This is a genomic window from Facklamia hominis CCUG 36813 (assembly GCF_000301035.1).
Taxonomy (GTDB): domain Bacteria; phylum Bacillota; class Bacilli; order Lactobacillales; family Aerococcaceae; genus Facklamia; species Facklamia hominis.
Map to the genome: position 1 here is coordinate 1,469,499 of NZ_JH932292.1, position 24,993 is coordinate 1,494,491.

Sequence of the window (24,993 nt, forward strand, 5' to 3'; positions counted from 1 at the left end):
TAGGTTGTTTATAGTGTTGAACATTCTGTTAATCTTATTACTTCCTATAGCAATGTTTGTAGGTCATTTAATATTAGTAATGCGACTAGACCAAGATAATAATAATCTAAACGGATTTTTTGTTAAATTGGCCTCCAATAGTTAGATTTTTTGCCTAAGTTATGGGGGCAGTTCAGATTGATAATATTTTAATCTCGCCATTTTTGATGTATCATCGCCAAATTCATCAAAATGGCGATTTTTATCTAGCTGATAATGATTTATATACGCCAAATAAGGTATATTGGCGATAAAGGCAGGGGAGTTCATGAGAGAATTTAATTATTCAAAATTACTTAGTTTAAATATTCCAGCAAAGATGTATGATTTGATATCAAAAATATATGAGTATAAGGGGAAACAGGAACTGTATGTATCTAATTTCCCGGATGTACTTGAAAAAATGGTAGAAGTTGCTAAGATTCAATCGACAAAATCATCAAACGCAATTGAAGGAATTTCTACAAATGATAGTCGATTAGAAGAATTGATGAAGAAAAAAGCCAGCCCAGAAATAGAAATGAGGAAGAAATCTATGGCTATAGAGAAGTACTCGATATCATTAATGAAAACTATGAGGACATTGGACTCACGAAAAATAATATTTTGATCTTACATAATAGATTTTATTCCTACTCCGGGGAAAGTCATAAGGGTAAATTTAAGAGGATGGATAATAGTATCGTTGAAACTAACGAACTTGGAGAGAAAAGAATAAGATTTCAGCCTGTATCAGCGTTTGAAACAGAAAATTATATTGATGAATTGATTATTGCTTACGATGAAGCTGTCAGTTTAAACATACCACCATTGTTACTAATTCCGGTTATAGTTCATGATTTTTTGTGTATCCATCCCTTTTTTGATGGAAATGGGAGAATGTCAAGACTATTAACACTGCTACTTCTTTACCAAAATGGTTTTTTTGTAGGAAAATATATTTCTTTAGAAATGATCATCGAAGATACGAAAGATTTGTATTATGAAGAATTACAAGCTTCAAGTGAAAATTGGTACACTGGAGATAACGACGAGTTACCATTTATAAAATATATGTTATCAGTCATCTACAAAGCATATAGTGAATGTGATGAGAGATTTAAGATAATAGGAGAAAAATCTTTGACATCTGCCGATAGAGTAATGAAGGTATTTGAAAACTCCCTAGAAGCGCTATCCAAATCTGATATTGTTATACTTTGTCCGGATATTTCAAAGAGAACCATCGAGAGGGCATTAAAAGAACTAAAAGATGGAGGTTTAATTAAACAAATAGGTAGTGGAAGAGCGACTAAGTATATTAAAGTTTAAGATCCTTAGCATCTACAAAAGTAGGTCCTTTTCTTATACCTATAAGCATTTTGTCTTTGATAAAAATGAAGAAAGATTCGTCAAAAAGACTCAAAAAATTACATGGATGTAAGAGTAGTTTTGTAACTGGTATGAGGAGACACAAAAAATATAATGTACTCATTTTGTACTTTCTACAAGAGTAGCTTACAAGGCTGCTCTTTTTTTATTAAAGGGAGTAAGGGTTCGTTATACACTTTAAAAAATAAGACATACATAGCTTAACTTTACACATTCGCTTTTAAATTATATAATAAAAGCGTAAACGAGAGGAGGTAAGACTATGAATACACTTAAAAAATATATACAAGAAAATTTAATAATTACTAACAAAGAAGCAGAAGAACTTGGATATAGTAGGCATAATCTATCAGAATTAACAAAGAACGGACAATTAGAAAGATTAAGACCAGGACTATATCAATTAAAAGGAAAAGTAATAGACGATTTTGTTTTAATATCATCTAATAGCCATCGAATTATATTTTCCCATCAAACTGCCCTTTACCTTCACGACCTATCTGACAGGACTCCAAATGTATTTCATATATCTGTACCCCAAGGCTACAATGCCAGCCATATCAAGAAAAGATATGAAGATCTACAAGTTCACTATGTAAAAAAGGACTTATATGAACTTGGAAAGACAGAAAGAAAATCACCGCAAGGCACCCTTATCCCAGTCTATGATATTGAAAGAACAATTTGTGATATCATAATTGACAGAGAAAGAATAGATAAGCAGATTTTTACAGAAGCCATGAAAAGATACTTTAAATCACCCAATAAAAACCTAAGACGCCTCATAAAATACAGTAGACTATTTAAAATAGAAGGTGAAATTAGAAAATACATGGAGGTATTATCGTGATTAATATCGAAAGTATAAAGGGCAAGATAAGAAGTCTTGCAGAGAAGAAAAAATTGAAATCGCAAGAAGTTCTACAAATATACTTTTTCGAAAGATTTTTAGAAAGACTGTCTAAATCACAATACAAAAATAATTTTGTAATAAAGGGAGGATTCTTAATATCATCCTTAATCGGCATAGAAAATAGAACAACTATGGACATGGATACAACCATTAAAGGCATCGCACTAAAAGAAGAAAAAATAAAAGAGATAGTTCAAGAAATTATTAATATCAATGTAGATGATGGAATAAAATTTGAAATAAAAGACATTTCTTATATAAGAGAAGAGGACGAGTACGAGAACTTTAGAATTTCACTAATAGCAAATGTTGGGAAAACTAAAAATCCTATGAAACTTGATTTAACAACAGGAGATGCAATAACACCAAGGGAAATAGAATACACCTATCCATGTATTTTTAGCACAGAAGTTATAAAAATAATGGCATATCCATTAGAAACAATTTTAGCAGAAAAATACGAAACCATAATCAGAAGAAATATAACAACAACACGAATGAGAGACTTCTATGACTTATACACTCTCTACAAACTAAAAAAAGACCAGATAGATTATGATATTTTAAAAGAAGCAATAGAGAGAACCTCTAATAAAAGAGGAAGTCAAGAAATAATAAAAGACTATGAAGAAATAATCGAGGATATAAAAGAAGATTCATACTTAAGATCCTTGTGGGATGTATATCTTAATGAAAATAAGTATATTGATGATCTGACTTTTGATAAGGTTATTGATGTAGTGATAACTTTATCAAATAGGATTAATGAGATGTAATTTAATAGACAGTGTCTGGCAAATTATAGACAAGAAAATATTAAGACTTAGAGAAGTGGAATGCATCAATTTTTATTAATCAGCTGTGACATAAGTCCATATAGCGTTAGCGTAGGTGATAGAGAAGGGAATCTGATATTAATAGAATGTAAAGAGGTTTATGAGGAAGGCCAAGAAGATGGACATCATGTTGTTCACCTGGTGACTACAGAACGGCTTTGAGATTCATAAACGAGCATCATCAAATATTGCAGTTCTTAGCTAGTGAAAAAGAGACATATCTTATAGCCGATCATTTTTGTTAGGAGTGGGGGAATTCAGGAAATAAACGGAGATTTTAAGTTCCCTCCTAATTATTTTGTGTTTTTTCTTTAACGGCTAAAGCTATATATAACGCGTATCCAGCTGCAATTAGCGCAATCAAAATACTAGAAATAATTTGCTTTTGTGGTGTAATGACTTGTTCATTCGCAAATGTGCTTAAACTATTAAGAATACTATGCGTTAAAATGCAGGGAAGCAAACTTTTGGTCTTGTAATAAATCATGACAAATGCAAAGCCAATAGCTATTGCATAGACTACTTGTAATATAGTTGGTAGTAATTCCGCTCCTGAACCATTTACTAAATTCACGATATGGCCGATTCCAAAGCTCACACTTGAAATGATAATCGCTGATTTTACACCATCCCTAACCAGTGCATTAAATAAAAATCCGCGGAATATCATCTCTTCAAGAAAACCAACACAAAGCATCGATAAAATATATAATACATTTTCTAATGGTGAGAAACTAATTGTTACACCATACCAAAGGTTTGTTGTCATTATAACTATTAATGGAATGTAAAATAACATTTTAGAAGCTGGAATTTCTGATTTACAAAGTCCATACTTTTTTGCCAATCCATTATTTTTAACAAAAAGAAATAATATGATTGATAAAATTATCAATATAGGTAAGGTTGCAATTTTTAAAATCCCTATATTTTCTGATATATTATCTCCTGTTGATGCAAGTACAACGTATATAATAATCCATGTTAATGCAAACCAAATCTCACTCTTTTTATATAATTTTTTAATCATCAATTGAATCCTCCCAGTGATGCTTTCGCTAAATAAGCTTTGTGTATGGTCTTGAATTGCGACATTTTATATTTGAATGTTAAGAGTGTTTAACGTGTAATTGGTTGTTTTAATATTTGCTTTTTTATTAAATCAACTGCTGTAATTATAATATACACTGCAGTGAAATTAAATAAGGAGTGTATAATTAAGTTGGAAAGAAGTAAACATGAGGAATGATTGGTTGCCATCAGCTGCTGAGACATCACTCTGAATGTGAAAGGGTAGTTAAGACTCTATTAATAGGGGTAAATCAATGATATAGATTAAGTGAAGGGGTCAGAGATGAAACGATTAGAGACTGAGCGTTTAATATTAAGAGTTCCTAGGCTGGAGGATTTTGATGAATTATATGCCATTCATGCCAATCCTGAAACGAATCGGTTTAATCCGGGATGGAAAAAACCAAGTAAGGAAGAATTTATCGATACTTTAAATGCCATGATTGACCATCATAATAAGTATGGATTTGGCTATTATTCCTTAGTCGATAAAGCGGATAATAGTGTTTTTGGCTTGTGTGGGTTAAGGTTTACCTTAATAAACGATAAAAAGTATTTAAATCTCTATTATAGAATTGATCCGTCTAAAACGAGAAAGGGATTTGTCAAAGAGGCAGCTCGTCAAATAATGGATCGTGTTACGACTGAATTAAATAATGACTATAAAGTCGTTGCCTTAACCTTAGACGAAAATATTCCTTCAAGAAAAACCGCTGAATCATTGGGCTTAAAACATAATAAAGCCTTCGATAATGTGGGTGGAGCTGGGAATGTCTATTACTTTAATTAGTTGCATGGTCATTATAAATATTAGAGAATGACTGTGTCTTCTTATGATTCCCAGATAAAAGTTATTGACTGAAAAAGCTACTGAAGTCCTAGGCTTCAGTAGCTTATTTTGTTATTGCTGATCGATGTTTGTCAGGTGGAGTTGTTTGATTTGTTCGAATAGATGAGGGCTGAGTTCGTGCTTGCTAACTTGGATGTCGCATTCACTGAAGAGATCGATCGCATTGGGGTCATTGTGGTAGTCATAGAGGTAATGTACTTGTTTGATGCCTGCTTGAATGATGACCTTGGAGCAGTTGTAACAAGGAAAATGGGTAATATAGATTTCTGCACCATCGGTCGATATTCCCATCTTAGCGCATTGAATAACAGCATTCACTTCGGCATGGATGGTCCGAATACAGTGTCCATCTACCACAAAACAACCATGGTCGATGCAGTGCGTTAAGCCTGAGACAGACCCATTGTAGCCCGTTGCGATTATTCGATTATTTCTAACAATGACCGCTCCAACCATCAATCGGTCGCAGGTACTTCGCGTTGAAATCACTAAGCTTTGCGCCATAAAGTAATCGGTCCAACTAATTCGATCCATTGATATCACCTCATCTGGTATTCTTTTCGTCTCAATTTTACCATGAAAACAAGAGGGATATAAGTCCTTCGGCACTATATCTCGATTTCTCCGATATTAAATCATAAGGCGATGGATAAATAGGGAGAATGGAAGCAGGGAATTCTTCGATCAACCCTATAAATGTTCGAGGCAATATAAAACACCCCTAGTTGTGCATGGGGATGCGGCTAGCTAGGGGTGGGGTCAAAATCAAGGTTCAAATTGAATGCTAGAGAGCGTTAGATGCATAAGATCAATTCGAGGAATCGCATTAAGAAGTATAAACATAGTGGGTTCTAATTAATATTCGGATAGTTTTTTGCTAATTCCTTAATTTCATTCGGGGTTAGATCCGCCTTATCTGAGTAATTCACTTGTTTGATGCTTTGTATCACATTGCCATCTTGTTCAATTTGAAAGGATGTAAGTAGATGAGAGGCTTTGTCTATTTCAAAGGTCCAAGTTCCATCATTAAAAGGGGATAACTCTTTAGGCATTTGTCCTTTGATGGTATAGCTTTGGTCAGTTTCGCTAATTTCAAGTTCTTCTAATTCCTGTACTCGGATTAGGAGATCCATAAATAGCCCTCGAGGTTCGATTAAATCAGCCATTTTCCCCTTTTCCTGATAGGGATCCATTTCTGGTGAAGATATCTGTACATATTGACCATCCAGATAATAATTGAATGTTGTATTCCCCATTTGTAGGATTTCATAAAATAGGCCCTTGCTCTGATCGAATTTTCCCGATATAGAAGCAGATTCTGCCCCTTCAAAATTTGTCATCTCATAGTTATAAGCCATCTGGTCTTTATTAAAAGCCGTTAAGGCGTCAAAAATGACTTGCTTAATAGTGGGGTCCATCTTTTTAGCCTCTTCCTCATCTAGGCTCAGGACATAAGATAGGTAAGTCGGATTCTGTAAGTAAGGGTCTTCTTCAGACTGGTTCGCAGAAATGTGTTTGATCGTGTTGATATTTTCTTGCTGTTCTTGCTGGTTAACTTGCTTAAGATAAAAGGAATACCCTCCGTAAGCTATTAGAGCGATAATGACTAGTAGACTCGGAATTAAGATAAAGCGTATCTTTCTTTTTTTCATGAAGTTCATCTCCTTATGGGCTAACTTTATCGAATCAATGGGACTTTATTTTTAGGCGGGGTAGATAGTTATAGACAGTATAGGTCAATCCAATTATTAAAAGTAAAATCAATAATCTGCCTAGTAATGAAGCGACGGTCATCTGCGTAAAAGGATCGGTCATGATCCAAGTAAAGTCAAATTGGCTATAAAAGCTATGCACAATGATGCCCAAATTAAGAACCAAGCCTAGCACACTAAAGCCTAGGCAATGGATTGCGACCTGTAAGCTTAGCATTCCCCAGATAGAGAGCAATAAATGGATAAATAAGGAAATAATGTCAGTCAGAGGCATTACATTATCCACTTGAAAGAAAAAGGCAAGCAGAATTGATAGGAAGACATACAAGCTGACATAGACTCCCATACAGGCAACGCTTAGAAGAAACAATATTTTAGGATGACGAATCCGAATAAAATCAAAGGGATTGTCTTGAACTAAGACTTGTCCAAAGAAATTAAAAGGAATCAATAAAGGAAATACATAAAAACTAAGCCAATTCATATTATTAGATAGGACATTTTTATCATGTATCGCAAAATAAGCCCAAGCATCTCCTTTGTCAATCATGAAAGATACCATCGTTAATAGGTAGATGATTAACAAGACACCGATGAAATAACGTAGTTGGAAGAGTCGATAAAGATTCATTCTTAGATAGTGAAGTGAGGCGCTCATCATTATCTCTCCTTATTTCATTTGAAGCTGATAGATAATATTAAATCATATATTGGCGTTGATGCATCAGATATCTGTCCAGTTGGTAAGCTGGATATAAGATAAAAGTCATTTTTAACAAGATAAAAACTAGCCCCATCCATGTCAGCGGATCGCTTTCTTCAATGAAGAATAAAAAGACTTGTTTCAATATGACGATAAATAATAATGGACTCAGTCCCAAACCTATCAAAAGGGCTAGGAAGCGATACTTGACGATGCTTTCTAATAAATGGCATATCACGCCAAAAATGCTTAAGATGAGCGACTGTTGAACAGCGGCATAGAGAATATCCAGTAGGATAAATTTTTCTTTAGTCCAGATCAAATCCAGTAGGACTATCCCTTCACTCATCAAAAATATCATTCCTAAACTGATTAAAAGTATGATCCATTTATAACGGCATTGCCGTTCAATGGAGATGCGCACTTGCTCTAAATTCGTAAAATAGCTTCTTAACAGATAAGTTAAGACCAGAAAGCTAGGTACAGCAATCCACCGTAGAAAATTGCTATCCATGGGTTGACTAATCAGTCTTTCGTAGGGCCATTGGTCAATTAAGCTTCTCTTAACATCGAAAAAGCCATTAATAAATAGCATTAAAGCCACAGATAGATAAAAAAGCAGACCTCTTTGCCAAGCAATACGGATCCGATCATAACAAATAAGCTTATTCATAATTCCACTCCCCTTGGAAGCCAAAATGCTGATTGTCTTCAATCATAAAATTACTAAAGGCCAAAATCCACTCGTTCTTACCAGGCTTAAAGGCTTCTTTGGGGAAGGCAAAGAACAGTCGATATTTCTCTCCATCAACTTCATTGGCTGAATAAACGGGCATGGTCCGGTATTGTCGGTTAAATATAAGGCTAAAGCCCATGTGTTTTTCCTTGGTTTCAGAGACATCGCCTTCTAACTCTACTTGGAAAATAAAATCATAGTTTGGATTGACAAAGGCGGAATAATCTTTTTGAAATTGTTTTGTTTCCTGTTCATTTAAACGCTTGATAGAGTAAAGTTTATAGTTTTTTTCTTGCAAGGTAATGATCTCGTCAGCGGCATATAAACGAGCGGTGACGCCTACTTGGGTTAAATTCACATAAACGATTCGAGCTAGGACTAGGACAACGAGCACGATGGGTAGTATTATCTTCGTTTTTTTCATCGTTGACCACCTACAATCCGTCCATCAGCAATCTCGTATACATGGTCTGATACGGATTGGATCAGTTGTTCATCATGGCTGGCAATCAAAAAGCCTTTACCGCTTGTTTTAATCTTATTGATTAGGTCAATAACCACCTTGACGGAATCTCGATCCAGACCGTTGGTTGGCTCATCGAGTAAGATTAAGCTTTGATTTTCCATGAGAGCTTGAACAATGGCCAACTTTTGTCGCATTCCTAAGGAATAGTTCGATACTTTGTCGTCTTTATGTTGATACATATCTAAATCTTTTAATAGGGATAAGACCCATTCTTCCTGGTAATTATCATTGATAGAGGCTAGATATTTTAGATTTTCTAATCCGGTAAAATGAGGAATAAATTCAGGGTTTTCAATAATGACTCCTACATCAAGGGGCAGTGGCTGGTTAAAGACGACTGGATGGTCCTTAAGATAGACTTGACCGTTATCTAAGCGCATACTGGCAATGATTGCTCTTAATAACATGGTTTTTCCAGATCCATTATGACCCACCAAGCCCACTACTTCGCCTTCATTTACCACAAGTTCAATTTGGTCGAGGACTTGTTTTTTACCAAAAGCTTTAGAAATTTTATCGACTTTTAATAAAACCATCTTCTTCACTCCTTACTTAGTCTACGCCCGAGTTGCGATTTGATAATTTCCACAGAAATAAGATGCCACTGATCAACTCTAGAACTAGCCAAAAGGTTATAGTCTGTATCCATTCAATCTCATTCAAACTCGATAAGTGAGATAAGAGCATCATTGGAATCAGGCCCAGATGAATAATGCCAATTATTCCAAAAACAAACGGTGTTAAATAAATAACAACAAAAGAAAAGAAATACTCAAAATACTTATAAGCAATAAAGTATGAGGCTGTCAGACTTAAACAGGTTAAAATTCCTGAAATTAAAAAAATTCCAAGACCAAAGAGCAACCACAAAACAAATGGGTGAAGCGAATATAACGAATACAAAATTCCCGGAGAAATCGTGTTTAATTGAGTGACAATAGGATCGGGTAGGGTCATGGGATAGGCCATGAAGAAAATCGTTGAACTTACAATAAAAGGACTAATCCCTGCTAGGCCACCTCCGATAAAGGCGGTAAAATATTGTTGATAATAGTAGGCCTTTCGACCGAAACGTACTTCTTGATTCAGAATCATTGCTCGGTTAACATCTTCTCGGTAAAGGCCTGCTCCAAAGAAAGCAACCATAATTGGCAAGGTCATCGCATAAACTTCGGTTCCATACCCTGTACTATCAAAACAGAGTAATCTCACAAAGGCAGAAGGTTCATGGTAATAATTAGGTCGATTATAGGTATAAAATTGAATCGCACTGATTACCAAAATATAAGCTAGTAAAATAAGTCCATTTCTTTGTAGGAATAGACGCTTCATATTGCCTTTAAATAGGGTCATGACTATCGAAACCTCCTTTTTTAAGATGGCCATCTTTTGTTCTCGCTTTCATCTTATCAAGAGGCCTTATAGGTGACAATAGGCTTTACTTACTTTGGCCTTTAAACAGCTAGATTTGGCCTCGAAAATGAAAGCTTTTCAATTTTCAGACTAGTAGCTGAGTTTTTGGCCGTCTTTTAATATTAAAGAGTGAAGTAGGAGGTCTTGGTACAGGATGTGATTTTTGTTAACAAGATAGCTTCTACCATAATAATCAAAAAGTGGTTGTAAATAGATGAAATGCTTTAAAGAAGCGCGAACGCGTTCAAAACTTTTATTTTTATAATGAACTTCAAGATAATGACTGCCTTTTTCTTTTTTAAAATAACGTATGTGATCGGGCTGGTTAAGGATCGTACTCATAATAGGGTCTTGCTTTAACAGATATTTGGCCAGACTTTTTTGTAACTCTTCTATTGCTTTTATCCAATTAGCACTAACAATCCAATCAGCGCTATGAAAATGATGGCGAGCAATCGCATTAAAAATATCTTTGGATTCGTGAAGAAAAATACTATCATGAATCTTACCATTCGTCTCGGCTTCTAAAATAAAGGCTAACCACTTGTCGCTATAATCAGTTGAACAATCAAAAATAAAAAGTTGCTGCTTTTCAGGATAATCTTTGATGAATTCAGCTAGAGGCAGGGTAAGCTCAGTCATATCCACAAAATTGAAATCAATAAAGGGTAACTCATAATGGTCATAGGTTTGCTTGAATCCTTGCCAACGTTGAAGCTGGTGACTAAATATGTGTATATTCATGCTTTCGATCCTTTCTAAGCGGCTCGTCTCAATATCTTCTCTTTAAATATAGCAATAATATAAAACGTTTTCAAATGTTATTGGGCGAGTCTAAAAATGCTAATAATTTGCCGGTTTTTATTGAAAATAATAAATACTCGAACCTTGGTATTCCGTTAAATGTCTTTATGAATTTAAAGGGTTTCGTGTGATGAAATAGTCTACCAAAAGCGATATTAATGAGTATCAGCTAGATTGAAATTAGGAGTTCCTTTGTTAGAAGTCTTGTTAACGCATTGCGAATATTGCTCATCGTTGAATCTCAGCGAATCCCTGTCATTGGATATAAATGCTATTGGGCGGGGATCTTTTTATGGGACGATTTTTTTATTCGATTTATATGGAAAGCTAACTTGACATATAAAAAGATCCGTTGTATATTAAATGTAAAGCTAGCTTAGCATTATAGGAGGAGGTAAAGTTGAAGAATCGGCTTGAAGCAATAAGAAAACAACGTGGGATGACTCAAGAAGCATTGGCTGCCTTGCTTGAGGTATCCCGCCAAACCATCGGTTCCTTAGAGAAGGGAAGGTATAATCCCTCCATTATCTTAGCATTTAAGATCGCGCGACTTTTTGACTTGCAGATTGAAGATATTTTTATATTTGAGGAGGAAGACCAGAATGAACAAGGATAAAATTTGGTATTTGGGCTATTTAATCGGGATGGTCAGTTTAATATTATTATGGGTCTTTAGACAGAATGACACTATGACGATTCTATTGACCTTTGTTTTTTCAATCAGTGTCACGATTGCCTATTTAAAGTTTCGACACATTAAGCAAATGAAGACTGACTCGCATTACCGGATCCTTGTGCAGGATGAACGCAATGAGAAGATTAGGGACAAGGTTAATGCACGCATGACATCGATTCTAATGGTCTTGATGGGTGTGGTGGCAGTGATTTGTCTGTCGATGAAGGCTTATTTACCAGCGGGTCTATTAGTGCTTGCGGTAGTGGCTTATCCCTTATTATCCTTCTTTATCAATCAATATTACGAAAAACGTTATTAATCTTGTTAATCGGGGAGAGTTATCGAAGAGAGTTTAATCGAAACGATCAATGCAATATGGAAGGGGAGGGTGTATTTGAAGAATTTAGTCCTAGGCTTGTTTTTAGCAGGTTTTGGCTATAATTATTGGCTATAAAGTAAGATGACCATTTTCATTAAGCAGCGTCCGCTAGTCCAGTGGATACTTATCGCCTATGCCGTGCTTGCTTTTTATATGGCTTATCAATGGGGGTCTACGATTCAAGATTATGCCCTTGCGGGAAGTTCCGTCTTGCTCCTTTATTCTGTAGCCTTTTTTCAAGGAATCAATAAGGATTCGGTGCTGGTATTTTTGGGAACGACGTCCTTATTGAAGCAAATTAAAGTCAGTGAGATAGATCATATTCTGCTTGAAGAAGTGTCTGATAAGACAACTTATCGACTCAAAATAGTCGCCTTTGGAGAAGAATTTACTCAGCTTTACCAGAGAGATCATTTGGAAAAGGAGGGTGCTTTTACCAAAGAGCTGACTGAATTGCTAGAGGCGGTGAAGAATCACTAAGTCGATTCAGCATTCCCATTTATCATTCAATCAATGAGTGAGGCTTGAATAACTTGCTTAAGTGCTAGGATTCAAAGCCTCTTTTTTTCGTGGCCTTACTCAAGTAAAATAGTTTTAAGAACTTGCTTGGACTGGCACAAAACTGATTAGAAGGCGATGTCAATGATTTTTGACAGGGAAATTTTGACCGTGTCAAAGAATTTTTACCCTGTTTTTTGAGGATGTCAAAGAAGCTGGATGGTATTTTCAGGATGGATCGCTTAAAGTCATGACTAGAAGGAGGAAAAAAAGATGACCATAGGAAGCTTATTAAAAGAAGCCCGGCTAAAGTCAAAGTTGACTCAAGAAGAGGTGGCAGAATCGCTGGGTGTCTCCAGGCAGTCTATTTCAAATTGGGAAAATAATAAAACTTATCCCGATGTATTGAATGTGATTGCTCTGAGTGATTTGTATCAGGTTAGTCTCGATGTTTTATTGAAGGGAAGTGCCGATTATATGCAGCATCTGAATGAAAGTACCGATGTGGTTAAAAGTAATAAGTTATTAATTCGAGTCGTGTTGTTTGCTTTATTAGGGATCCTCTTTGTTTTGGCGATCAGTCGCTGGATTCCTTTTCAACTGGCATTGTCGATTGTCTTTGTTTTATCGCTACTAGTAGCTGGGCTTATCTATCTAGAAATTATTCAACGGTTTTAAGGGAGGGTAAATAATGAATAACTATCAAGTGATCATGGTGGTCTCGGGAGCGGTCTTTTTAATGGGGGCTCTTTTGTTGAATTATAATCTCTATCAGTTGGTTGCCATTGATGCAAGAGCGCGGGGGATGAAGCACCCTCGCTTATGGGGGGCTTTTAGCTTGTCGGATGGGCATGGAACGGGCTTAGTGACCTATTTGTTGTTTCGTAGGAAGTATGCCCGTCGGGCTTTGACTCAACAAGAATCGCTTGAATTTTCTTTATATAAGAAAAAGGCTCAGTTATCGCTGATCATCTTCTTAGTCGGAGCGGTGCCTCTAATTGTGACAGGTATTTATTATTTGGGATTTAATTAATCGATCATTCATCGATCAAAAGCAAGCGGTTTGAAAGGCTTGCTTTTTTTATTGGAAGCAGTCTTCCTCGCTTTGAGGGCTTTTTTGAATTCTTGCAGGGATTACTCAGGTAGGCTATCTCCTGCCTTAGTAGAATAAAGCTAAAGTCGATGAAAGAGGGGAATGACCATGTGGGCAATAAAAGTCGATCATCTAAGCAAGAACTTTGAGCACAAGACCTTATTTAATGATTTTTCATTAAGGATTGAACAAAATACCGTTCATGCACTAATGGGACCCAATGGAGCAGGTAAGACTAGTTTGTTGCGATTAATAACGGGACTTTATCAGCCAGATCAAGGGACTGTTCAATTGAAGGGCAAGCATGCTATGTTGCTGGAGAATGACTATCTTTATGAAGATAAGACGGGCTTGGAGAATCTGCGTTTATTCGGGTGCTATTTTGGCTTTGAGTTAAAGGATTATCAGGCTTGGGCTCAGCAATTAGGGATTCAAGCGGATTTAGAGCGTAAAGTGTCGACCTATTCTAAGGGAATGAAGCGAAAATTATCTCTGTTGACCATTATCTTAATGGATCGTTCGCTGATCTTTCTAGATGAGGTCACTTCTGGGGTCGATCCGATCTCGCGGATTCAGATTCGTCAAGTGGTTGATGTCTTAAAAGATCAGGGTAAAACCATCGTCTTCACCTCCCACGACCTTGAGGAGATTGAAAAAGTGGCTGATTGGGTCACGATGATTAAAGAGGGACAGATCGTCTTTACCAAGCGGATTCAAGATTTGAAAGGGGAACGGTTGGAGGATATTTTCATTGAGGAGGGGTTGAAATGAGAGAGCAGACGCCATTGAATAAGGCTGTGCAGTCGATGATTTGGCATAGTCGTGATTACCGATTCAATTCTTTGTTAGCGCTGGTATTTAGTGGGGTCTTCTATCTGGGGGTCTATCACCTTAGTCAGGTCTCGGGCCGGTTTGGGAGCGATCCCTTGTTATTATTAATCTGGGCACTCATGTTAGGCATGGGTCTTCTATTGGGCACGTCAATGGTAGTGGATGTGACCGTTAAGGATAAGCTGAGCCATCGTTTGGACTTTTTCCTGGCTTCGGGCATTGATATTAAGCCCTTGATGCTAGCTTATAGTTTACAGATGTGTCGTTTTTCAATGCTGATTCCTTTTGCCTTGTTGATGGCTTTTGTTTTTTTACCAGCATTTGAACTTGGTTTTTTAGCTATTCTAGGTCTGTTTGGGTCCACCGCTATCTTGGTTTTTATGACGATTTTGTATTTTAATGTGTTGGTCTTAGGGCAAAAACATTTGAAATTTGTTAAATACCTACTTTTTATCAGCCTTAATTTGCTGATTTATGGGATGGGGAGCTTTTCCAATCAATTTTTACAATTTTTAGCTAATCATCATATTGCACTTTCCAGTTTAGTGTTGCTGGTAAATGTTAGCTTAACCCTGGTTTTAGCGGGCTTGCTTGCTTTGAAATGGCGCCATCTAAGTAAGGAAGGGGTTATTAGGCAGGAGGGGACCTGGTCATGACTTTTATTCGATTACAAGTGAAAGCCCTCCTCGACCGGAATGCTGTTTTGTTTGCGGGCTTGATTTTTTTAGGGATGGGCTTGTTTGGAGCTGTTCAGGGTTCGTCACCCGGCCATGGAGGTCTTACTTTATGGCTGCAGTTGGAAGGAATGCTTTGCCTTTATGGGGTGATCGTGACGGAATTAGCTAAGCCATCGTTAATTCGGGATAAACAGACTAAGCGTCTGGAGTTTCTTTTAGCAAATGGGCTTTCTTTGAAGTACCTAGTAAGGGGCTATCTCGTGAGCCTTTATCTAGCCAGCCTAATATTATGGCTTCCGAGTCTATTATTCGAGGGGCTACAGGCTTTCAATCATTCAATGGGAAGTGAATTCCTGCTGATGCTGATGATTCTATTTATTCAAAGCTTTTTAATCACTTGGGGTCTAGTGAATGCGATTCTATCAAGGGAGAATCTGGGTCGCTTGAATGCCATTCAATATCAAACGGTCTTGGTTAATGGGATCTTGGCGGGTTTATCACTCGCCATCTACCACCATCAATCTATGGTAGAATATTATTTGGTAACGAAGTTATTATTACTGATCGGTGTGGGTCTCTGGCTTAAAAGGCGACGGACCGTTGAGGGGATTGTAAGGAGTTATTATTAATATCATGTATAAAAAAATCGCAATACTGGTTCTGATGCATGGACTCTTGTTGATTTACTGGGCTTATCTATTCCATCAGCAGGCTGGGCTGAATGAAGCTGTTTTTTTCAACCTGTTCTCCATGACCATTTTTGGAACCCTATATACGTATCTATATGGCTTTTTAGCTAAACGTCAAAGCTTGACGAGAACGGATTATTTCTTTGTTGTTGCATCCTTTGTCTTAATTGGCTTGTCCTTGCAACTGCCTTTGTTGTATGCTTGCCTCGTCTTATTAACGAGTGTCGCCCTTACCAGCTATTATTTTCTACAACCCCTTGGCTCGGGAAAGTTCGTTTCGGTCTCGATTTTGCCCCTTTCTAGAAAGATGACGCAAGGCTTTACGCTTGCTTTCTTACTGGTCATGTTAATCTTGATCAATTTGTTAGGCTTGGAGCCAGTGATTGTTCATATCGTGATTCACTTGATCTTTCTGTCTTTTGAGCTTTGTTTAATGTTGTTTCTTAAGGAGAAAGACCAGACCTATGAGAAGATTTATCGAGCCTATTATTTATCGGACTATCTAACCCAAGACCGGGAATCCTTTGCACGATGGATTCATGATGATCTGATCCAACCAATTTATGCGGTTAAGAATTTATTGTCCATGAAGGAACCGGATTATGCTTATGTAAAGCAAGTCTTAATCGACCTTGAAAAAAAGGCACGGGACCAAATGACTTATTATCAAAATCACCTCTTTGATAATGAGGATTTAACTGAGAATTTGACGCAGGTTTTTCACTCGGTACAAGCGCTCTATCCTCAAAGCAAATTGGTCTTTGACGATCAGATTCAGCCGGACTTAAATCGAGTCTTGGATCCAGCTAGCTTGCGTTTGCTGTGTATCCTCAGTAAGGAATTGCTTAATAATGTTTATAAGCATTCGACGGGGACTTATGTGTCTTATCGTGTCGCCTTGGAGGGGGCGGACGTGTTGTTGGAGGTCGAGAGTGATGGTGCCAGTGCTCAGGACTTAGCCTTGATTCAATCTTCGAAACGCGGTGTTCTATTGATGCGCTTGATCGTGGATACCCAAAGTGGCGACCTGGATTATCAATTAAATGGCGAGGTATTAACGGCACGTGTTCGTTTAAAAGGAGGCCATCATGAAACTATTATTGCTGGATGATCATCATTTATTTGGTCAAAGTCTTAAATGCTTGTTGGAGGATCAGGCAGTGGTTGACTTATGTGACTATGTGGATGGCCCTCAGGCTTTCCTTGACCAAGTAGGCCGTCAGAATTATGATATTCTGCTAGTAGATATTAATCTTAAGGCGGACTTAACCGGCTTTGATCTAATTCGTCAATTAAGAGATCAATCCATTCAAACGCCGATTGTGATACTAACGGCTTATGACTTGACCAACTATCAGAGTTTGGCCTTTGATTTAGGGGTTCAGGCTTTTATTCATAAGTCGGTTGAAATTGGCGATTTAATGGATCGTTTGACCGAGGTTCAAGAAGGCCGAGTCTTGACCGCAAAGCCTTCGATGGTGGATCCTCTTACGCCAAGAGAGATTGAGATTCTGCAAAAATTAGTTCAAGGTCAAAGTAAAAAGGAGGCTGCCCTCGAGCTTTTTATTAGTGAACGGACCCTTTATAATCACTTAGCTTCCATCTACGCGAAGCTGGGGGTCAATAATTTGTTAGAAGCCTATAATCAGGCCATGGCCTTGGGTTATATTGAACCAAAATTATGATGCTTAGATGAAGGAGGAAATAATATGAAAAATACAGGAATTTGTCCAAAGTGCAAAGGGCAGTCACTCATTTTTATTCCTGGGGCAGCGGGAGCTTATGGAGCCGGAAATAATATTATGACAGGTAAAACAATCCTATCTGCGGTTCCCGTTAATCGTTATGTCTGCCGGTCCTGTGGCTACTCGGAAGAATGGGTGGATCTAGAGAATCTGCCTAAATTAATCAAGCGTTATGCTAAGGACTAAGGATTCAAGAAAGAGAGGGTTTAAATGCGACTAATTTTTTCAAAAATTTGGCCATTGATGATCGTGGCGGTCTTGGTGGTTGTTTTGGTGGCTTATGTCCGCGATCAAGCAAGTCGAGCTACTTCAGGACGGAATAAGCGCGATGACTCGCTAGGAGCTGCGATCGGTATTTGTCTTTGCCTGGGAACAGGCTTAGGAATTATCATTGATCAGCTTGCCATTGGGGCGGGGATTGGTTTATTTATGGGGGTTTTAATTGGGAGTTTCTATGACCGTGCATAATTAGGAGCCGATAATCTGGAGAGAAGTAGCGATCGATTCTGCTTGCTGGTTCTCAAGTGATAAGGTTGATGAGAAATGAGCTTTTTTCTTGTGATAAATAAGCTTGCGTGTCATAATGGCCCTTACAATCGTTTATGGCTTAGATAAGTTAGTTTCAGCCATAAAAATAAGTGAAAAGGAGTAACTTAGAATGCATCAATTCAGTGAACAAGAAGAGGCTTTAATTCAAAAAGGCTTATCAACGGCTGAGATCAGTGATCAAGCGGCGGCAAAAAAGATATTAGACTTGGTTCCAGCAGAATGGATTAAGAAGATCCCTTGGATCGTTCGTAAGCACGCAACGACCAAGACGGTTGAACGAGTGGCTCAGCAGTACCCTGAGCTTTATGCGGTCGCCAAGCAAGAAGGAGATCTCCCTGACCAAGAGGCCCAAGCTTTAAAAAAGATCATGCAAGACATCTTCCAGGAAAAAATGGCTAAACATAAGATTCAATAATCAAGAAAGCTTTACTCAGGGAATCCGAGGGGATTTCTGGAGTAAGGCTTTTTTATTGAGAGGAAGATTTGTTCAAAATATTGTTAGCTAGTTGACAATTCGATCCGTCCGTGTATAATCTTTTAAATCAGGAGGTTCTTATGAAAGAAGAGGTATTGAATAGTATTAAAGATTTACATGTGGCTTGGATTCGTAGGATGGCACAGTTGAAGTCACAGACGGCTTGTCATACTCAGCCTAAGGCACCCAATCCCACACAAATAAAAATATTTTCCTATTTAATGGATCATCGGGATCAGCCGGTTCTGCAGCGGGATTTAGAAAAAGCCTTAAATTTAAGGCGGGCCACGATTTCAGCGGTTTTGAAGAAGATGGAAGCGAATGGTTATATTGAGCGTCAAGTCGCTGACCGGGATGCACGGTCCAAGCAGGTTCGTCTAACGGACTTAGCACTTGATCGTTATCAAACGGGGTTAGATCACGTACGTGATCTTGAATTACAGATGGTTCAAGGGATTAACGAGGAAGACTTGGCTGTTTTTATACGGGTCATGAAGCAAATGGTGGCGAATATTGAAGTTATGGAGGAGGGTGAACATGATTAAATGGGTGAAACAATGGACGATGAGGGACTATATCGATAGCGTGATTGCGATTGCTTTAATCGTCTTACAAGTTTATTTGGACTTAAAGATGCCAGACTATATGTCGCAAATTACCGTTTTGGTACAAAGTGAAGGCAGTCAATTAAGCCAGATCGTTGAGAATGGTGCTTGGATGCTGGCCTGTGCCCTGGGATCGATGTTGAGTGCCATGGTGACTGGCTATGTGGTATCCTTAGTCTCTGCTCGTTTTGCGAGAGAGACGGGGCGGCAGCTTTTTGATCAAGTGACCCGCTTTTCCCAAGAGGAGTTGCATCGCTTCTCAACGGCGAGTCTCATTACTAGAAATACCAATGATATCACCCAGGTTCAACAATTCTTGGCCATGGGTTTTCAGATGTTGGTAAAAGCACCAATTACGGCAGTTTGGGCAGTTCAAAAAATTCTTAATAAGAGCTGGCAATGGTCGGCAGCTACTGGGATCGCGGTCTTAGTCTTATTGACAGGAGTATCCCTTATTATGTGGGTGGTTGTTCCCCGCTTTAAGTTGATTCAAGAAGCGATTGACCAGTTGAACCGTTTGATGCGGGAACATTTAACCGGTATGCGGGTCATTCGAGCCTTTAATGCGGAAGCTTATCAGGAAGCCAAGTTTGACCAAGTGAATGACGAATTGACTAAGCTTCAAACCTTCAACCAAAAGATGTTTGCCTTTATGTCGCCCATGATGTATTTGGTCATGAATGGCTTGGCTTTAATTATTTATTGGATGGGGGCGCATTTGATCGATCAAGCAGCGATGGTGGATAAGATCTCGCTCTTTGGAAATATGATTGTCTTTTCTTCCTATGCCATGCAGGTAATTATGTCCTTCTTAATGTTGGCCTTTATCTTTATGATGGTGCCACGGGCTCAGGTATCGATGAATCGGATCAACGAGGTTCTAGAGATGCCTATCAAAATCAAGGACGGATCTCAGACAACTGGTTTACCAGGGCAAGCTGGAAAGGTAGAGTTCAAGCAGGTGTCCTTTGCTTATCCAGATGCCAAGGAACCGGTCTTAGAGGATATTTCCTTTACGGCCCTACCAGGGCAAACGGTGGCCTTTATTGGGGCTACAGGGTCTGGTAAGTCGACCTTGATTCATTTGATCCCCCGCTTTTATGATGTGACCAGTGGGAGTGTCTTGGTGGACGGGGTCGACGTGCGGGATTATCGCTTGGAAGACTTGTATCACAAGCTGGGCTATGTCCCTCAAAAGACGGTTCTCTTTAATGACCGGATTGATGCCAATATCCGCTTTGGTCAAAGCCAGAAGCCAATTGATGATGACCAGGTGAAGCGGGCTTTAAGCATAGCTCAAGCCAGTGACTTTGTGGCAGCCATGGATGATCAAGAAGCCAGTGTCTTATCCCAGGGAGCCAACAATATCTCTGGGGGACAAAAGCAGCGGCTCTCGATTGCTCGGGCGATTGCCAAGGATCCTGAGATCTTTATCTTCGATGATTCCTTCTCGGCCTTGGACTATAAGACCGATGCAAACTTACGTAAGGAGTTGGAAGAAGCAACCGGCGACTCAACTAAGTTAATTGTTGCCCAACGGATTGGAACTATCATGCATGCAGACTTAATTATCGTACTCGATCAAGGTAAGATCGTGGGTCAGGGCAAACACCAAGAATTATTGCAGACCTGTCCTGTCTACCGCGAAATCGCCTTATCGCAATTGAGTGAGGAGGAATTGAATCATGGCTAGACCTGGAAGCATGGGCAAGGTCACTGAAAAACCCAAGAATCTGGGTGCTTCAATGAAGCGCCTCTTGAGCGCCTTACGCCCTTATCGAATTGGAATTATCGTGAGTCTATTGCTGGCGATCGGGGGATCGGTCTTGTCAATTATCACCCCCAATCGTCTGTCGGACTTGGTGGATGAGATCACCCAAGGAATGACGCCTAAAATGGAAAAAATGGCACCGCTCGAAGCAGCCTTACAAAAAGGATTTGCCAGCAACCAATGGCAACCCATCACCTTGGATGGGGTGACGATCTCCGTTGAAGATCAACAGTCTCTGGCCAAGCAGTTGCAAGCGGAAGCTAGCTCTAATCAAGGGGCTGATCCAGAAGCGGATCAACAAGCCAAGTTGGATCAATTGAAGAACTTACCCGCATCCGTCCAAGAACTGCTTGAACCGGAGATGCCTTTAGCCAAGATTAAGAAGATGGCACTGACAGTAGCAGCCCTCTATCTAATGAGTGCTTTGATGACTTTCGGTCAATCGATCCTGATGACGGAAGTGGCTAATCGTTTTGCTAAGAGCTTACGAACAGCCTTAGCCCACAAAATGAATCAGCTTCCTTTAAGCTTTTTTGATCAGAATACCATCGGGGATATTCTATCCCGGGTGACCAATGATATTGATACGATCGCCCAGTCCATGAATCAATCCATGGCTAGTCTGGTATCAGCGGTCGTCTTATTATTAGGAACGACGGGAATGATGATCTATACTAACTGGCAGATGGCCTTGACAGCTATTGGTTCGAGTTTATTAGGCTTTGCTCTGATGTTTGCGATTTTATCAAAGAGTCAGAAGTACTTTGCCATGCGACAAAAGTCCTTAGGGGTCTTGAATGGACAGATTGAGGAAGTTTATTCTGGCTTAGATATTGTCAAGGTCTATAATGCTAAGCCGGCGGTTCAGACCAAGTTCGACCAAGCCAATGAAGAAGTCTACCAAGCGAATCAGATGAGCCAGTTTTTATCCGGTTTGATGATGCCCTTGATGTTCTTTGTGGGGAACTTAGGCTATGTTGCGGTCTGTATTGTGGGAGCGATTTTGACCATTAGAGGAGAGACGAGCTTTGGAGTGATCGTCGCCTTTATGGCTTACATTCGACTCTTTACTTCTCCTTTATCTCAGATTGGTCAGGCCATGACGGCTATTCAATCGACCGGGGCGAGTGCTGACCGGGTCTTTGAGATTATGGATGCAGCGAATATGGACGATGAGTCTCATCTTCAGGCCTACTTGGATCCGCAAAAGGCCCAAGGCCGCGTGTCCTTTAGGGATGTCAGCTTTACTTATGAAGGCAATCAAAAGCCAACCTTAGAACACTTTACTGCTGAGATTCAAGCGGGTCAAAAAGTGGCAATTGTAGGTCCGACAGGTGCTGGCAAGACGACCTTGGTTAACTTATTGATGAAGTTCTATCCAATTAGCCAAGGGGATATTGTGATTGATGACCATTCCATTAAAGACCTGAGTCGGGAGAATGTGCATGATCTCTTTACGATGGTCTTGCAAGATACCTGGTTGTTCAAGGGGACCGTCCGTGAGAATATTGCCTATAACCGAACGGATGTGTCCGAGGAAGAGTTGAATGACGTCTTGAAGGTGGTGGGCTTAGATCACTTCGTTAAGACCCTACCTCAAGGCTTAGATTCAACCTTGGAAGAAAGTGAGTCAGTCTCTCAAGGTCAACGGCAACTCCTAACGATTGCTAGAGCCATGGTGGACGATAAGGCCTTTTTGATTTTGGATGAAGCGACGTCTAATGTGGACACTCGCAGTGAAGCCCTCGTACAAAAAGCCATGGATGCACTCACCCAAGGGCGAACTTCCTTTATTATTGCCCACCGGCTATCCACGATTAAAAATGCCGACTTGATCTTGGTGATGAAGGATGGCAATATTATTGAGCAGGGTCAACACGACCAACTTATTCAAGCCCAGGGCTTTTATGCCGATCTCTATCAATCACAATTTAGTCAATAATCAAGGACTTAGTCAAAAAGAATTTCTCATAAATAATCTTCCAGGCTTGATTTTCAAGCCTGGTTTTTTGGTAGAAAGGATCAATTTTAAGTAATTTTCAAGTTGAGACTGGGTCACAGTTGCTGACTTATTTGCTATAATGAGGAATATTATCCGAAGAATGGATTAAGGAATAAAGGAGGCCTTTTATGCAGGAAAGATCAGGTAAGTTAAAAAAAGATATTGGCCTAGAAAATTATGTGGCACTCTTCGTTTTCTTTGCCTTTTTTATAGCCATTGGGCGTAAAATGGGTGGTGTTAATATGATTAAGACCATGATGAATACCGGTTATGATCTCTTAATGAATGTGTGTTTTTATTTAATGGCGATTGCCGTCTTGGCGGGCGCAGTAGCGGGTATTTTCTCAGAATTTGGGATTATTGCCTTGGTTAATCGCATTTTATCCAGAGTGATGAAGCCGATTTATGATTTGCCGGGGGCGTCTTCTTTGGGAATCTTGAATTGTTATTTGTCGGACAATCCAGCGATTTTAACGCTGACCCATGACGATAATTTTAGGCGCTATTTCAAAAAATACCAGATGCCAGCGCTCACTAATCTTGGGACGTCTTTTGGGATGGGCTTGATTACGACGACGAGTATGATGGGCTTAGATATTCCAGGTGCGATCACAAGTGCCTTGATTGGGAATGTCGGGGCCATTATTGGCAGTATTGTTTCCGTGAGGTTAATGATCCATGCCTGTAAAAAGATCTATGGGACTCAAGATCGGGTGGAGATTTATTCCAAGGATCTGATTCCAGAAGACCAACGGATTATTCGTGAGGGTAGTGTGGGATCGCGCTTCATCCAGTCCTTGCTAGATGGCGGGAAGGTTGGGATTGATATGGGGGTAGCCATCATTCCAGGGGTGGTGATTATCTGTACGATGGTCATTATACTTACTAAGGGACCTTCAGCTGCAGGAATCTATACAGGCTCTGCCAATGAGGGGGTAGCCTTTCTACCTTGGTTGGGCGATCGTTTGCAATTTATTATCAATCCGCTATTTGGCTTTAGCGCGCCTGAGGCGATTGCGGTTCCGATCACGGCCTTGGGGTCTACGGGTGCGGCGATTGGGACGGTGACTAAGATGGCAGCGGCAGGGCGGGCCAATGCCAATGATATTGCGGTCTTTACAGCCATCTGTATGTGTTGGAGTGGTTATATTTCTACGCATATTGCCATGATGGATGCCTTGGGAACCAAGGAAGTGACCGGTAAAGCCATCGCTAGCCATACCATTGGAGGAATTGTAGCAGGCATTGCAGCCCATTGGATTTATTTACTGGTGACAGCCCTCTAGTAGAAAGATCAAATTCTTTGACTGTCCAAGCGATTGTTTTATACTAAGATTAATGGATTGTAGGAGGGATTTGGATGGAAGAAATTAAGACGATTTATTTTGCAGGAGGTTGCTTCTGGGGAACCGAGCGAGCCTTTCAGCTCTTAGAAGGGGTAGTTGATACACAAGTGGGCTATATTAATGGTCAGACAGAGAATCCGACCTATCGTCAAGTCTGCACGGATACCACCGGCTTTAAAGAAGCGGTTAAGATCAGCTATGATCCGGCAGTACTGCCATTAGAACGCTTGTTACAGGCCTTTTTCTTATGCATTGAACCTGAAAAGAAGAATCAACAAGGTAATGACCGTGGCTCTCAATATCAAACGGGAGTTTATTACATTGATGAAGCCAGCCAGGCTATTTGCCAGGATTACTTTGATAAGGAAAGGACGAAACACGCCGCTTTTTATACTGAATTAGCCCCCATGGTCAATTATTATCCGGCGGAAGACTATCATCAGGATTATTTGATCACCCATCCGAATGGTTACTGCCATATTTCTAGCCAGGAATTTGACCAGGTCAAGGCCTTGAATCCTAAAAAATAAAGAATGCTAAGCGATTATCCAGATCCCTTTTTAGGCGGTCTGGATTTTTTGTTGGCCTTGATGGACGCTTGGATTTTGCTGAGTTAGTGAAATAGAATCGAGAAATTAAGGCTTAAAGATCTTAGAAATTGTGTCTTGCTTGAGTCTTTATTT

General features: G+C 39.2%; 30 protein-coding genes and 1 pseudogene. 22 read left to right on the forward strand and 9 right to left on the reverse strand.

The features are described 5' to 3' along the window. Window positions 1–307: 307 nt before the first annotated feature. From HMPREF9706_RS06850 to HMPREF9706_RS06860, 3 genes and pseudogenes are all read left to right on the forward strand, one after another. Window positions 308–1,350, forward strand: a pseudogene (locus HMPREF9706_RS06850) (Fic family protein). Window positions 1,351–1,672: 322 nt separating this feature from the next. After that, a complete protein-coding gene (locus HMPREF9706_RS06855) occupies window positions 1,673–2,260 on the forward strand; it encodes a type IV toxin-antitoxin system AbiEi family antitoxin domain-containing protein (protein ID WP_006908636.1) in 588 nt (195 codons plus the stop codon). Continuing rightward, window positions 2,257–3,099 (forward strand): nucleotidyl transferase AbiEii/AbiGii toxin family protein, encoded by an 843-nt coding sequence (locus HMPREF9706_RS06860; protein WP_006908637.1) that lies wholly within the window; start codon window positions 2,257–2,259, stop codon window positions 3,097–3,099. The genes HMPREF9706_RS06855 and HMPREF9706_RS06860 overlap by 4 nt, the downstream gene beginning before the upstream one ends. 349 nt (window positions 3,100–3,448) lie before the next feature. Here HMPREF9706_RS06860 and HMPREF9706_RS06865 read toward each other — a convergent pair whose 3' ends face one another. Further along, on the reverse strand, window positions 3,449–4,189 hold the full coding sequence (locus tag HMPREF9706_RS06865; RefSeq protein WP_006908639.1) for a CPBP family intramembrane glutamic endopeptidase: 741 nt from the start codon (window positions 4,187–4,189) through the stop codon (window positions 3,449–3,451). A 324-nt stretch (window positions 4,190–4,513) separates the two neighbouring features. Between HMPREF9706_RS06865 and HMPREF9706_RS06870 the strand changes: the two genes are divergently transcribed. Further along, window positions 4,514–5,020 carry a GNAT family N-acetyltransferase gene (locus tag HMPREF9706_RS06870; RefSeq protein ID WP_006908640.1) on the forward strand — a complete coding sequence of 169 codons (507 nt, stop codon included), beginning with the start codon at window positions 4,514–4,516 and terminating at the stop codon, window positions 5,018–5,020. Between the two features lie 111 nt (window positions 5,021–5,131). On the opposite strand, the gene HMPREF9706_RS06875 is transcribed toward HMPREF9706_RS06870, so the two are convergent. The 8 genes from HMPREF9706_RS06875 to HMPREF9706_RS06910 all read right to left on the reverse strand — a co-directional run bounded on the left by HMPREF9706_RS06875 (window position 5,132) and on the right by HMPREF9706_RS06910 (window position 10,914). After that, a complete protein-coding gene (locus HMPREF9706_RS06875; RefSeq protein ID WP_006908641.1) occupies window positions 5,132–5,614 on the reverse strand; it encodes a ComE operon protein 2 in 483 nt (160 codons plus the stop codon). A gap of 317 nt (window positions 5,615–5,931) precedes the next feature. Further along, a complete protein-coding gene (locus HMPREF9706_RS06880) occupies window positions 5,932–6,732 on the reverse strand; it encodes a hypothetical protein (RefSeq protein ID WP_006908642.1) in 801 nt (266 codons plus the stop codon). A gap of 34 nt (window positions 6,733–6,766) precedes the next feature. Beyond that, window positions 6,767–7,450 (reverse strand): hypothetical protein, encoded by a 684-nt coding sequence (locus tag HMPREF9706_RS06885; protein ID WP_155949076.1) that lies wholly within the window; start codon window positions 7,448–7,450, stop codon window positions 6,767–6,769. Between the two features lie 40 nt (window positions 7,451–7,490). Continuing rightward, a complete protein-coding gene (locus HMPREF9706_RS06890; protein ID WP_006908644.1) occupies window positions 7,491–8,168 on the reverse strand; it encodes a hypothetical protein in 678 nt (225 codons plus the stop codon). Then, the gene (locus HMPREF9706_RS06895) at window positions 8,161–8,655 is read right to left on the reverse strand and encodes a hypothetical protein (protein WP_006908645.1); all 495 of its coding nucleotides are present in this window, start codon (window positions 8,653–8,655) and stop codon (window positions 8,161–8,163) included. Before HMPREF9706_RS06895 ends, HMPREF9706_RS06890 begins: the two co-directional genes overlap by 8 nt. Then, window positions 8,652–9,293 (reverse strand): ABC transporter ATP-binding protein, encoded by a 642-nt coding sequence (locus HMPREF9706_RS06900; RefSeq protein WP_006908646.1) that lies wholly within the window; start codon window positions 9,291–9,293, stop codon window positions 8,652–8,654. The genes HMPREF9706_RS06895 and HMPREF9706_RS06900 overlap by 4 nt, the downstream gene beginning before the upstream one ends. A 16-nt stretch (window positions 9,294–9,309) precedes the next feature. Next, window positions 9,310–10,110 (reverse strand): hypothetical protein, encoded by an 801-nt coding sequence (locus HMPREF9706_RS06905; protein ID WP_006908647.1) that lies wholly within the window; start codon window positions 10,108–10,110, stop codon window positions 9,310–9,312. Window positions 10,111–10,260: 150 nt separating this feature from the next. Then, entirely contained in the window at window positions 10,261–10,914 is a 654-nt protein-coding gene (locus HMPREF9706_RS06910) for a LytTR family DNA-binding domain-containing protein (protein ID WP_006908648.1), read from the reverse strand. Between the two features lie 460 nt (window positions 10,915–11,374). On the opposite strand from HMPREF9706_RS06910, the gene HMPREF9706_RS06915 reads away from it, so the two are divergent. The 18 genes from HMPREF9706_RS06915 to msrA all read left to right on the forward strand — a co-directional run bounded on the left by HMPREF9706_RS06915 (window position 11,375) and on the right by msrA (window position 24,840). Then, window positions 11,375–11,590 (forward strand): helix-turn-helix transcriptional regulator, encoded by a 216-nt coding sequence (locus HMPREF9706_RS06915; RefSeq protein WP_006908649.1) that lies wholly within the window; start codon window positions 11,375–11,377, stop codon window positions 11,588–11,590. Then, on the forward strand, window positions 11,577–11,969 hold the full coding sequence (locus tag HMPREF9706_RS06920) for a DUF2178 domain-containing protein (protein WP_006908650.1): 393 nt from the start codon (window positions 11,577–11,579) through the stop codon (window positions 11,967–11,969). Before HMPREF9706_RS06915 ends, HMPREF9706_RS06920 begins: the two co-directional genes overlap by 14 nt. Before the next feature lie 141 nt (window positions 11,970–12,110). Next, entirely contained in the window at window positions 12,111–12,509 is a 399-nt protein-coding gene (locus HMPREF9706_RS06925) for a hypothetical protein (protein ID WP_006908651.1), read from the forward strand. 291 nt (window positions 12,510–12,800) lie between these two features. Then, entirely contained in the window at window positions 12,801–13,205 is a 405-nt protein-coding gene (locus HMPREF9706_RS06930) for a helix-turn-helix domain-containing protein (protein ID WP_006908652.1), read from the forward strand. Between the two features lie 13 nt (window positions 13,206–13,218). Beyond that, window positions 13,219–13,560, forward strand: a complete 342-nt coding sequence (locus HMPREF9706_RS06935) for a hypothetical protein (protein WP_006908653.1) — start codon at window positions 13,219–13,221, stop codon at window positions 13,558–13,560. A 168-nt stretch (window positions 13,561–13,728) separates the two neighbouring features. Continuing rightward, entirely contained in the window at window positions 13,729–14,391 is a 663-nt protein-coding gene (locus tag HMPREF9706_RS06940) for an ABC transporter ATP-binding protein (protein ID WP_006908654.1), read from the forward strand. Next, window positions 14,388–15,107 (forward strand): hypothetical protein, encoded by a 720-nt coding sequence (locus HMPREF9706_RS06945; protein ID WP_006908656.1) that lies wholly within the window; start codon window positions 14,388–14,390, stop codon window positions 15,105–15,107. The genes HMPREF9706_RS06940 and HMPREF9706_RS06945 overlap by 4 nt, the downstream gene beginning before the upstream one ends. Then, the gene (locus HMPREF9706_RS06950; protein ID WP_006908657.1) at window positions 15,104–15,757 is read left to right on the forward strand and encodes a hypothetical protein; all 654 of its coding nucleotides are present in this window, start codon (window positions 15,104–15,106) and stop codon (window positions 15,755–15,757) included. The genes HMPREF9706_RS06945 and HMPREF9706_RS06950 overlap by 4 nt, the downstream gene beginning before the upstream one ends. Before the next feature lie 4 nt (window positions 15,758–15,761). Then, on the forward strand, window positions 15,762–16,928 hold the full coding sequence (locus HMPREF9706_RS06955; RefSeq protein WP_006908658.1) for a sensor histidine kinase: 1,167 nt from the start codon (window positions 15,762–15,764) through the stop codon (window positions 16,926–16,928). Continuing rightward, window positions 16,906–17,502 carry a response regulator transcription factor gene (locus HMPREF9706_RS09370; protein ID WP_006908659.1) on the forward strand — a complete coding sequence of 199 codons (597 nt, stop codon included), beginning with the start codon at window positions 16,906–16,908 and terminating at the stop codon, window positions 17,500–17,502. The genes HMPREF9706_RS06955 and HMPREF9706_RS09370 overlap by 23 nt, the downstream gene beginning before the upstream one ends. 24 nt (window positions 17,503–17,526) lie before the next feature. Next, window positions 17,527–17,748 (forward strand): hypothetical protein, encoded by a 222-nt coding sequence (locus HMPREF9706_RS06965; protein WP_006908660.1) that lies wholly within the window; start codon window positions 17,527–17,529, stop codon window positions 17,746–17,748. A gap of 24 nt (window positions 17,749–17,772) precedes the next feature. Continuing rightward, complete coding sequence (locus HMPREF9706_RS06970) at window positions 17,773–18,030, forward strand: hypothetical protein (protein WP_006908661.1); 258 nt, start codon at window positions 17,773–17,775, stop codon at window positions 18,028–18,030. Window positions 18,031–18,220: 190 nt separating this feature from the next. Beyond that, window positions 18,221–18,526, forward strand: coding sequence for a hypothetical protein (locus tag HMPREF9706_RS06975; RefSeq protein WP_006908662.1), 306 nt, complete (start codon window positions 18,221–18,223; stop codon window positions 18,524–18,526). 140 nt (window positions 18,527–18,666) lie between these two features. Next, window positions 18,667–19,131, forward strand: a complete 465-nt coding sequence (locus tag HMPREF9706_RS06980; RefSeq protein WP_006908663.1) for a MarR family winged helix-turn-helix transcriptional regulator — start codon at window positions 18,667–18,669, stop codon at window positions 19,129–19,131. Further along, the gene (locus HMPREF9706_RS06985; protein WP_006908664.1) at window positions 19,124–20,884 is read left to right on the forward strand and encodes an ABC transporter ATP-binding protein; all 1,761 of its coding nucleotides are present in this window, start codon (window positions 19,124–19,126) and stop codon (window positions 20,882–20,884) included. Before HMPREF9706_RS06980 ends, HMPREF9706_RS06985 begins: the two co-directional genes overlap by 8 nt. After that, on the forward strand, window positions 20,877–22,904 hold the full coding sequence (locus HMPREF9706_RS06990; RefSeq protein WP_006908665.1) for an ABC transporter ATP-binding protein: 2,028 nt from the start codon (window positions 20,877–20,879) through the stop codon (window positions 22,902–22,904). Before HMPREF9706_RS06985 ends, HMPREF9706_RS06990 begins: the two co-directional genes overlap by 8 nt. A 188-nt stretch (window positions 22,905–23,092) precedes the next feature. Beyond that, window positions 23,093–24,250, forward strand: coding sequence for a CD0519/CD1768 family membrane protein (locus tag HMPREF9706_RS06995; RefSeq protein WP_006908666.1), 1,158 nt, complete (start codon window positions 23,093–23,095; stop codon window positions 24,248–24,250). 74 nt (window positions 24,251–24,324) lie between these two features. Further along, on the forward strand, window positions 24,325–24,840 hold the full coding sequence (msrA, locus tag HMPREF9706_RS07000) for a peptide-methionine (S)-S-oxide reductase MsrA (protein ID WP_006908667.1): 516 nt from the start codon (window positions 24,325–24,327) through the stop codon (window positions 24,838–24,840). The last annotated feature ends 153 nt before the right edge of the window (window positions 24,841–24,993 follow it).